Origin of the sequence: Lysinibacillus sp. LK3 (genome assembly GCF_001043675.1) — a bacterium.
In the GTDB taxonomy this organism is placed as follows: Bacteria; Bacillota; Bacilli; order Bacillales_A; family Planococcaceae; genus Lysinibacillus; species Lysinibacillus capsici.
Genome location: NZ_LDUJ01000032.1, coordinates 1 through 9552 on the forward strand (window position 1 = coordinate 1; position 9552 = coordinate 9552).

The window sequence follows — 9552 nt, forward strand, 5'->3', positions numbered from 1 at the left end:
TAAATTAGTTAGGTTAGTGCTAGTAGAATAAGTTTCAGTATATTGGTAAGCGAGAGTTTGAGTGTCAGAACCAGGTCCTGGGTTTTCTTGGATAAGACTTGCACGTCCCCCGAATATTCTTGTTTCATAGTTACTAGATTCTTTGTAAATATGACTCCAAGTAACGGCCATTGGAGAAACTATGTCTGAACTATCTTGAGTAAATTCATTTTTTTCGGTTTCTTCGATTTGAATAAATTCTTCTGGTGAAATTGATTCTACTACTTTTCCGCCTTCAACTCTATATACTTCGTCTATATATCCATTTTCTCTTTTATCAAAGTATTTTTGATTGTCTGTATCATAAAAAATATTTGGGTTAGCTGTGTGTTCCATATTTTCTGGTATATCATTTTCAGAAGCTGAGGCATTAAATGACGTGATGAAAAATACTGTAAAAGCCAATAAGACAGTTGAAAAAATAGATTTCAATTTCATATAATATATTCCTCCTCTTGAAATATATGGTATATAATTAACTTTAACGGAAAAGATTTCAAAGTCAACTAAAATTACCAAAAAAGGAAAAGGGTGGTATATTGAATCACAAAATTTTAGGAACATTGTTTTTTGTCGTTTCAGCTATTTTGATTTCAACTCAATATATTGTTACTGCTATATTAACTTTGAATTTAGGGTCTTCAGATAAGGGAACTTTTTATAATATTTTTTTTAATTCAGGATATGTTTTGGTTGTTTTGGGTGTAATTTTTTTTATAGTTGGTATTATTTTATTTGTTCGAGATATGGTTGAAAAAAAATAATGTTAAAACAAATGGGAAAGAGTAGCAAAAGCTACTCTTTTTTATTTTAGTCAATATATCTATGTAGGTAGAGGGGCATATGGCGGTTGTCATCTGAATTTGCGAGACGGGATCAGGGAGGATAAGGAGCAAATTTGGATTGACAACCATGCTGACCCGAACCCTCTTGGCATAAAATCACCGTTGCTGATCTTATTTACTGTTTAGGGCTTCTACTATTTTTTAGTCTTAGTGGTAACAGTACCTTTTAAAGTTTTAGTTTTACGTCTAGCATGACGTTTTCAAAATAGTTATGAAATATACATGATTTTATACAAAGTGAAGAATAAATCAAGTAAGTAAAAATGCTGCTACATCAACGTTTACTCTGTTTGTATAAAAAGGTGTATAAACAATATTCATTAAAAAAGCCATAAAACGTTGATTTAACAACATTCGTGGCTTTTTGGTGTGTGTCCAAACTTTTATTTGGGAACGTTATTTCGAATGTAGATGAATAAAACACTTGTAAAAAAGACCGTCCAGACGGTATAATTTAAATAGTGAGAAGGAGGGTTCCTATGAGTCAAAAAGCGAAGGAAAAGCGTGAAGCATTAATTAATAGTGCCATTCAATTATTACAGGTGGATGGGGTCAATGCATTAACACTAGACGCCGTAGCAAAAAATGCAAACACCAGTAAAGGTGGATTACTGTACCATTTTCCAAATAAACAGGCGTTAATCGAAGGCATTGTGCAAGATATTTATGAAAAGTTTTCAGAGGAATTTTTCATTTTAGTCGAAAAAGAAACGAAAAACCGTTATACAAAAGCCTACATTACCTTGTGCTTCGATGACTTAAGTAAACATAGCGATTTATATGTCGGTTCAATGGTGGTTCCGTTTTTAGAAAATAAAAACGTGCAGGAAGTTTACCAAAACATTTTAAATCATTTAAAACAAGATGACTTAGATGACACAGCCGTTGATTTAATTCGACTAACAATCGATGGCGTTTATTATAACAAGTTTTCTACGCTTGCCCCTTTAACAGCGGCAGAGATGCAAGCCATCAAACAAAGACTTTATCGATTAGCAGAAGGAGAATAACAATATGACATATTTTTTATTAGGCATCGCCATCTTATTTGAAGCTTTTGGTAGTGCGATGTTAAAGGTGACAAGTATGACGAAAAGCTATGGTCCATATATTGGTGTCACCATCGGTTATGCAGCAGCGTTTTATTTTCTCTCTTTAACCTTAAAAGAGCTTGAAATTGGCGTCGCGTATGCCATCTGGTCAGGCGTTGGTACAGCATTAGCTGCAACGATTGGTGTACTTGTCTTTAAAGAAGGCTTTGATCGAAAGAAACTCATCGGTATTGGCTTCATCATCTTCGGTGTAGTGCTATTAAATTTAAGTAAGTAAGGGGTTATGTAAATGAGTAAGTATCTATATTTAGTATTAGCCATTGTTACAGAAGTATTTGGCACAACGATGATGAAATACTCGGAAGGCTTTACAATTTTTTTACCATCAGTTGGATCGATTGTGGGTTATTTATTGTCGTTCACATTTTTAGGTTTAACACTGCGTGGAATGTCGCTCAGCGTGGCTTATTCGGTTTGGGCAGGTGTCGGTACAGCTCTCACAGCATTTGTCGGTTTTATCATTTGGGATGAACCGCTAGGCCTGCTAAAAGTATCCGCTATTCTACTTATTATTGTGGGTGTTGTGATTTTGAATTTTTCAAATCAGGAAGAACCAGCTCCAGCTGTACAATCAAATTAAATGAAAATCACAATAGCACTCTATTCCAAAAGTAGAGGACTATTGTGATTTTTTTATTTCACTAAGATTATAAAACAGAACATTCCCAAAGCGCAGTTTGGTCACAATTCTTTCTCTTTCCTTCACGTTGTAAATCCACATAAATCTGACTGGACTCCAACAAAACAAGCTAATCCTCTCTCATGGCCATTTAAAAACGATCATATATCAATCATTTGTTCAGTCAGAGTAGCATTTTACTACTTTTTTAGTTTTGTAAAAAATTCAAGGTTAAAGTAGGGCAAGCAACGGGAGTGTGGGCACACTCCCCAAAAACTCTGTTTTTGACTTGGTAGGGAGTTCCTACTACCTTTACAAATATTTAGCTGTTATTTTTCAAAAAATAAGCAACTATATTTGTTGTCGCTTTGCTCGAATTTTAAAAGTGCATTTCTTCAAACGTTTATTTGCTTCTATATGTTTTCTAGAGTTGTTGCTTTGCTCAATCAAAAAAATAAAAACGACTGCTTTAAAACAGCCGTTAAGTGTTCATTATGGTTTTTCACACGCGAAATTATATCCCCCAATTTTCCTAGCTTCTGTTGCATTAGTTTGTCCATTTAAACCTGCGTCATCTCTTGAATCAATTATTGGGTTTCCACCCTGATCGAAACATCTATTCATGTAGTTCATTTTTTCTTTATGTGTAAGATATCGATCCCAGAAAAAATATCCAATGAAAGAAACCAAACCAATTCCTGCAAGCCATGCTACAACAGCGTATGGTGTTATTTCTCCATCTTCATTTTCTTTATAGATGATGTCGCCATCGTAATTTTCCATGTCTATCCCTAATGTTAAAAGTGTATTATTAACCTCTTTAGGAGTTAGTGACTCTAGTGATTCATAATAATTTAATTCTTCATCTGTGAAATGATATTTTTCTTTGGCTGTCTCTTCATCAAACTCTAATTTCTTTGTATTAAAGTTATATAATATTGATTCGGCTAAAGCACTTTCTTTACTTGCTAGTTCATTGGCATGCGCAAAATTAGGTAAAACTGTAGATACAATCAAAGTAAGTATTAAACTGCAAATAAAAAAATTCAACTTTTTCATTACAACGATTCTCCTTTTATGTATTTGGTTAAATAATACATTTATGGTTTTTAAAATGTATTATTTACATTATTATACATAAAAACCATATAAATGTATAATATAATAAAGAATGTGAGGTGTGCCTAATTGTATTTCTCAAATATACAACTTTTAATGTTGATATTTGCTTTTATTATTGTAGTTTTCAGTGCTATTAAGGTTTATCAAATAAAAAAGGAATATTTGATTAAGCAGAGGGAGCTAGAGGCTGAATTCGAGAGAATCGAATTGGAGAGACAAAAAATAAAGGTAAGTATGAGCGAACCTAAGAAAGTCAATAAATAAAATAACCTGCTTGTTTTATACGCTATTTTATACATGCTGCAGCTAGTAATTTAACTAAAAAGTGCTGTTAAATCAAAGATGTATAAAATACTGTATATACAATAACTTGTAATCTAACTGAAAAGGCAGTAACGCCAAAGGATCACCCCTTGACGTTACTGCCTTTTTCTAATGTTATGTAAACCTAAAATGTATGAACGTGAATAAAACTTTTTTTAAAAAAAGTTGTTAAATCAAATTGAAAGTCCCCTTTATAGAGTGTTAGGTTGTTCAACTCTAACAAATTCATACAACATAGGGGGATATATATAATGGCAACATCAAAAGTGGTAAGACGAGAAACAGAGGTTGTAACAGTACAAAGTTTCCTCGCTGCGGCACACAAAGAAAACAGTAAAATCAGTCCAGATGATTTAGGGTTAGGCATTGCTTCGGTGGGCGTAGCCTTAGTAGCAACGGCTTTTGCTAAATATATTGCACCAAAAATGGCAAAAGTTTTGGAAGTTGTTGGCTTTGGTATTACGATAACTGGATTTGTTGCAATGTTCTTAAAAAATCCGAATAAAAACCAGTTACAATCCGTTTTAAACGATTGTGCGAAGCGTAATGGTACTCACATTTTAACAACTACAGACTTAGTGGAGTATGTAGGTGCGAGTGGTAACAATATTACTTACTCAACACAAACAAAATATTCGTACCATTAATTTTAAAAAACAAGCAAAAGGTATTAATCCTTTTGCTTGTTTTTTTTGTTTATCTTAATTGTTACATATAATGAAAAACTGAACGCAATAAACATTATTACAGAAAAAGCAATTGAGAACGTGGCTTTATAGTAGATAGATGTAATAGCCAAGACAATTAAACTGATGATGATAGCTACACGTAATAATAGATCTGTTTTTTTACTTGGATTAAAAAAATCTTGAAGAATAGCAAATAAATAAGCTAATCCGAAAAATATAATGTACTCATAAACCAACACAGGCTTCACAGAATCGGGAATTCCTAAATACAGTAATTGAAATATGACAAGAAGTAATGCTACATATTTTAAATATTTATAGGAGTTTTTTGACAAATTATCACCCTTTTTTATAATAGATTAACATTATTAAACAAGTGTTAGTTATAAATACTCTTTTTTAAAAAAATCTTTATATTCAAAAAACTATTTGCGCTTAACAAAAAAACTCCCTTTATCCAAATAGATAAAGGGAGTTTTTTTGAAGTAAATGATGAGAGAAATTACAGATTAAACATAGCTTTCATTTGCGTCGCTTCACGATGATATCCAGCATTTTTAATAATGGCTACGATTTCTCGTTGAAGTTTTGCCCTGGCTTTTTTAGTTTCTGCTGCAACTAGTTCTTGCATTTTGGGTTCTACGTTAATCAAGTGGAATGTAAGGTAGTCTTGAGAACTTACATTTACATCCTTTTGAATTTTTTGATTTTCCATTGGAATTATCCACCCTTCGTTAATATGAATTTTGAAATTCATTCCATACTTTATAAAGGGAAAAACCATGATCATTTGACAACCATAATGATATTTTTTTTATGGTTGATAAAACGTCCATGAGTTTCCCTTTATAAAGAAAGGGGGGGTTCGATGGGAGAATATGAATTCTTAATTGGTTTGATTAGCAATACAGGATTTCCAATTGTCGCTTTTTTACTGATTTTTTGGAAGTTCGATAAATCACTTGGATTGCTTGCAGAAGCCGTGAATAATAACACGAATGCGGTTCAATTATTATTACAAAAAGAAAACCAAGAAAATAAAAATAAGTAATTGGGTATTCCCATTAATGCTATTTTGCGATGTTGAAATGTAAAATGAACACAATTATGGATGTAATTTCTCTTTTTTTTGCTATAAAATAGAACATATGTTTCTGTTTTTATATAGGAGTTGATTTTTTTGGTTCAAAATCGTCTATTAAAATCTTTTTTAGAAGATGAAAAAGTAAGTAAGCTTTATAAAAGTTATTTAGAGAATCCTACCACTCATAGGAGAGACACTATTGAAAAATTATTCAAAATCCACGTTAGAAAAATTCAATTACTTAGTTATTTTTCCCATGTTTTGTATTTTGAATCTCAAAGATATGACAAACAAATCCGTCATATTAACCAAGTTAATCAGTTAACATTAGATAATGACATTAATGAGGGTGAGAACAAATTCATCGATTTAATTCCAGATGAAAGTATTGATGATGATTCTGAATGGATACATTCTGACTTCGCTCATTTGGAAGTAATTTTCGAGGACAAGCAACTTTATAATATTGTTTCGAAATTAGGACCAAAAAAGAAATATATTCTGCATTCTATTTTTGTAGATAATCTAACGGAAGAAGAAATTTCAAAAAAACTAGGTATTTCAAAACAAGCTGTCAATAAAGCTAAAAACCAGGCTTTTCAAAAAATTAGGCAGGAGTATTCAAAAAAATCGAGGTGATGTTGATGCCAATAAATGAATTAAGTGAATTAAGAAGTACGGCATTCCAACAGGAGGTTCTAGATATGTTGCAGCCTAAAATTAAATCAGTTTTACATCAGACCAGTTTTCAAAATAGGATGGATTTGGAACAGGAAATTTCGTTAATGATCATTAGGGTTGTTAAAACAAAACAATTTAGAAAAGTACCTTCGTTCTTCGAACTTATTGAAAGTGAAAAAATTGTATAAAAACGCTCCACTCTTTTTTTCTCCGAAAATGGGCAGCATTTGTACCGTTACCTGGAGAGAAAAGTAATAGTATTATTAGTTAACTAATATAAACTAATATATTAGAAACTATTAGGAGAGTGAATAGTATGTGGGAGCTGACAAAAGACAACAACGTTTCTGAGCTTATTGCGAGTAAAAAATCGTTAAAAGAGCTTAGAAAGTTTTTAAATACACGTGATACAACCATACGAGAAGTATTTAATTCATTAGGGTACTTCTATAATAAATCGCAACATGAATGGCAACGTGACGCCGATGTTCCGGATAAAGATATGACTTTTAATGAAGCATTGGCACAGTTAAAAGCAGTATCATCAAGGCAAACTCCTAAAGTGAATAGAAAACTAATAGAAGTTAATAAAGAGCTAATAAAAACTAATAATGAACTAATAGAAACTAATAAAGAGGTAGCCGTCACCACTCCTAATAAAGAGCTAATAGAAACTAATAGTCAGCAAAACCTAGAGATTTTGAACGCCATTGGCCTATCAGAAAACGAGTTTCATGTGTTAAAAAAGATGATTCAAGAGCGAATTCAGCAAGAGGACTCGCATGAACAGTTACCAATTTTTAATGAGATTGCGAAATTAAATACGAGAAGTAGAAAAAATAAAACGTATTATATTTCAGAGGATTTAGTGGCAGAAGTAGACCGGGTTGCAGATGAATTAAATATAAAAAAATCGCAGTTAGTTGAGGTCGCACTACTAGAATTTTTCAAGCGACATGGCTCTATTCAATAAACTAATAGAAACTAATAGTCATAGAATATATTTACAAGTTGCTAACTTTAGCGTATGGTGAAAATAACTAAATCGAACGTAAAAAAGCCATTCCACAGTGACTAACATCGGATTGCCGTCCTTTGTTAATCGCTTTATCGTATGATACAGATACGATGCAGCTTATCGTGAAATGACTGTTTTTAATTGTTATAGAGATACAAAGTATCTATAGGTCATTCTATTAAGAATTTTAATAATGGTCAACAGTTAATTACTATGTCATTGAGGATTATTTTATAATCTAAAGCGTTTTGCATCGTCAGAAGACACGATGTGAAACGCTTTTTTGCTTCAAAAAAGGAGCAACTACCATGAAAAATAAACTAAAAACTACACCAAATCAAGCAGTCCAAACATTTATGACATATGGCAATCAAAAAGGAAATCGGCAACTCAAAGAAGAGCGCCTGCAGCAATTAGAAGAAGTACTAGCAACTCAAGGAATTTATCCTGGTGGGAAAGTACATAGAGTGCTCGAAAAATTGATTTATGATCTTACATACAACGGCATTATCAAAGTAAGCCGAGAGCATTTGAGCAAAAAATTAGAGGTTGGTTTCAATACAATCTCAACAGCTTTCAAGTATATGGAGCAATCCAAGCTATTTATCTTGTCTAGAAACAGATCAGGGAAAACGAATAGTGGTTGTCGTGTCATCTTGGACGTGCAACATGTGAATTTTGAAAGCATTTTAAGTGAAGTTTATCATCTTAATTCTTATGAAATTGCCATCGTTAAAGATGAATTTAAACAACCAAATAAACATCAAAATAAACATCAGGATTTGGCTCAAAACGCTGTTATATCAACGTCAAATGGCTCAAATTCGACTCTTAACTATAATAACCAAATTAAAACAATAAAAGATATAAAGACGTCTACTAAGCAGGCGTCTAATCAGAAAAATAATCTTTATAATCGTTTAAAAAATCTTTATCAAGCCCGTACAGGCTCTTTAGAGGGCTTTAAAGCCTTTGTGGGTGTTATCTATGGGTCATTGAAAAAAATCAAAGCAGAGGACAAGCTAGGGCTGTCTAACGGCCATTTAGAAACAATTATGTATCAATCCTTAGATGCAGCCATTTCAGCGAGCGATCAATACGTGAAAACCAACCGTTTAGCCTTACTAAGTGCCATTATTCGCAACAAAATCAACGATTTAACGGTTTCGAATTCATCTGCAGCACCTGAAAAAGAGAAAAGTAGAAAAGTAGAAGTAGTCCCTGCATGGTTTGCGACGCGTCATGAGCAAGAAGAAGAAGTAACAGAAGAAAAGAAAGCCTATTTTGCACAAGAACGTGAGCGAATCTTGGCCAAGTTACGAAATATTTAATCCAATGAGGAATGGTGAAAAATCATGCCTCTAGTTTGCTGTGCTTTTTCATCCTAGAAGCATGGCGAAGTTAACGTTTTTTATTCTAATTGTATGAAAAAATCAATTTATAGGCCATTTACGTTTGTTTTAAGACGGTTATTTTATTTTTGCTTTATTTTACTTCATGCTCTAATTTTAAAAGGCTTAAAAACCTAGAGAGAAGCTTAAAGAGCCGAACCACCTAAAAGAAATTTAGAAAAAAGAGAGCTTTTCTTCATGCAAGGAGTAAAGCAAATAGGTTGGCAGGCAGTCGAAGTAAGAAAATGATTTGTGGCTTGTATCACAGTGAGTCAGTGTTTGATATCTTCTATACGGCACTTAAAAAGCGCCAGTTGCTCGTTTATAAAGACGTAAAGGAGTAGCATTCGCTACTCCTTTTTTATTATAGTTATAGTTTAGTTTTTACTGCAACCAACCATCCATCTAATTGACCGTTAAGGTGGGTAGGATACATTGTAGTTACGGAAGTTTCTGACATAAATTGTCCATGGAGAAGGTTTCTTAAAGTACCTATTGATTTTCTCACTTTTGGATCAAATCTCCAATATCCAGAATAACCAGGTTCTATTGTCATAGCATGTGAAGAGCTAATACTTCTAGATTTTGAAAAAGAGTAAGAAACTCCATATTCTATAGCTTGCAGTTG

At 32.6% G+C, this 9552-nt stretch carries 13 protein-coding genes and 1 pseudogene; 9 read left to right on the forward strand and 5 right to left on the reverse strand.

Annotated features, from left to right (window positions below):
• Positions 1 to 477: hypothetical protein (locus VK91_RS20055; RefSeq protein WP_048395397.1), on the reverse strand; the 477-nt coding region annotated here is incomplete at its 3' end.
• Between the two features lie 101 nt (positions 478 to 578).
• Here VK91_RS20055 and VK91_RS20060 point away from each other — a divergent pair.
• From VK91_RS20060 to VK91_RS20075, 4 genes are all read left to right on the forward strand, one after another.
• On the forward strand, positions 579 to 803 hold the full coding sequence (locus tag VK91_RS20060; protein ID WP_048395399.1) for a hypothetical protein: 225 nt from the start codon (positions 579 to 581) through the stop codon (positions 801 to 803).
• A gap of 560 nt (positions 804 to 1363) precedes the next feature.
• Positions 1364 to 1894, forward strand: a complete 531-nt coding sequence (locus tag VK91_RS20065; protein ID WP_053075735.1) for a TetR/AcrR family transcriptional regulator — start codon at positions 1364 to 1366, stop codon at positions 1892 to 1894.
• Positions 1895 to 1898: 4 nt separating this feature from the next.
• Positions 1899 to 2213, forward strand: coding sequence for a multidrug efflux SMR transporter (locus VK91_RS20070; protein ID WP_048395401.1), 315 nt, complete (start codon positions 1899 to 1901; stop codon positions 2211 to 2213).
• 12 nt (positions 2214 to 2225) lie between these two features.
• The gene (locus VK91_RS20075; RefSeq protein WP_048395403.1) at positions 2226 to 2576 is read left to right on the forward strand and encodes a multidrug efflux SMR transporter; all 351 of its coding nucleotides are present in this window, start codon (positions 2226 to 2228) and stop codon (positions 2574 to 2576) included.
• A gap of 531 nt (positions 2577 to 3107) precedes the next feature.
• On the opposite strand, the gene VK91_RS20080 is transcribed toward VK91_RS20075, so the two are convergent.
• Complete coding sequence (locus VK91_RS20080; RefSeq protein WP_048395405.1) at positions 3108 to 3674, reverse strand: hypothetical protein; 567 nt, start codon at positions 3672 to 3674, stop codon at positions 3108 to 3110.
• Between the two features lie 638 nt (positions 3675 to 4312).
• Here VK91_RS20080 and VK91_RS23105 point away from each other — a divergent pair.
• Positions 4313 to 4708, forward strand: coding sequence for a hypothetical protein (locus tag VK91_RS23105; protein ID WP_231595742.1), 396 nt, complete (start codon positions 4313 to 4315; stop codon positions 4706 to 4708).
• 23 nt (positions 4709 to 4731) lie between these two features.
• On the opposite strand, the gene VK91_RS20095 is transcribed toward VK91_RS23105, so the two are convergent.
• Together VK91_RS20095 and VK91_RS20100 are read right to left on the reverse strand one after the other, a co-directional pair.
• A complete protein-coding gene (locus tag VK91_RS20095; RefSeq protein WP_048395407.1) occupies positions 4732 to 5085 on the reverse strand; it encodes a hypothetical protein in 354 nt (117 codons plus the stop codon).
• A 167-nt stretch (positions 5086 to 5252) separates the two neighbouring features.
• The gene (locus VK91_RS20100) at positions 5253 to 5465 is read right to left on the reverse strand and encodes a hypothetical protein (protein ID WP_048395409.1); all 213 of its coding nucleotides are present in this window, start codon (positions 5463 to 5465) and stop codon (positions 5253 to 5255) included.
• A gap of 153 nt (positions 5466 to 5618) precedes the next feature.
• On the opposite strand from VK91_RS20100, the gene VK91_RS20105 reads away from it, so the two are divergent.
• From VK91_RS20105 to VK91_RS20125, 4 genes are all read left to right on the forward strand, one after another.
• Positions 5619 to 5801: a hypothetical protein gene (locus tag VK91_RS20105; protein ID WP_048395410.1), complete on the forward strand. Its 183-nt coding sequence runs from the start codon at positions 5619 to 5621 to the stop codon at positions 5799 to 5801.
• A 129-nt stretch (positions 5802 to 5930) separates the two neighbouring features.
• Positions 5931 to 6473 carry a sigma factor-like helix-turn-helix DNA-binding protein gene (locus VK91_RS20110; RefSeq protein ID WP_048395412.1) on the forward strand — a complete coding sequence of 181 codons (543 nt, stop codon included), beginning with the start codon at positions 5931 to 5933 and terminating at the stop codon, positions 6471 to 6473.
• A gap of 358 nt (positions 6474 to 6831) precedes the next feature.
• Positions 6832 to 7488, forward strand: coding sequence for a hypothetical protein (locus VK91_RS20120; protein WP_048395414.1), 657 nt, complete (start codon positions 6832 to 6834; stop codon positions 7486 to 7488).
• Positions 7489 to 7841: 353 nt separating this feature from the next.
• Positions 7842 to 8864 (forward strand): hypothetical protein, encoded by a 1023-nt coding sequence (locus tag VK91_RS20125; RefSeq protein WP_048395416.1) that lies wholly within the window; start codon positions 7842 to 7844, stop codon positions 8862 to 8864.
• A gap of 430 nt (positions 8865 to 9294) precedes the next feature.
• Here the strand turns inward: VK91_RS20125 and VK91_RS23110 are convergent.
• A pseudogene (locus VK91_RS23110) lies at positions 9295 to 9552 on the reverse strand (hypothetical protein); the annotation flags it as partial.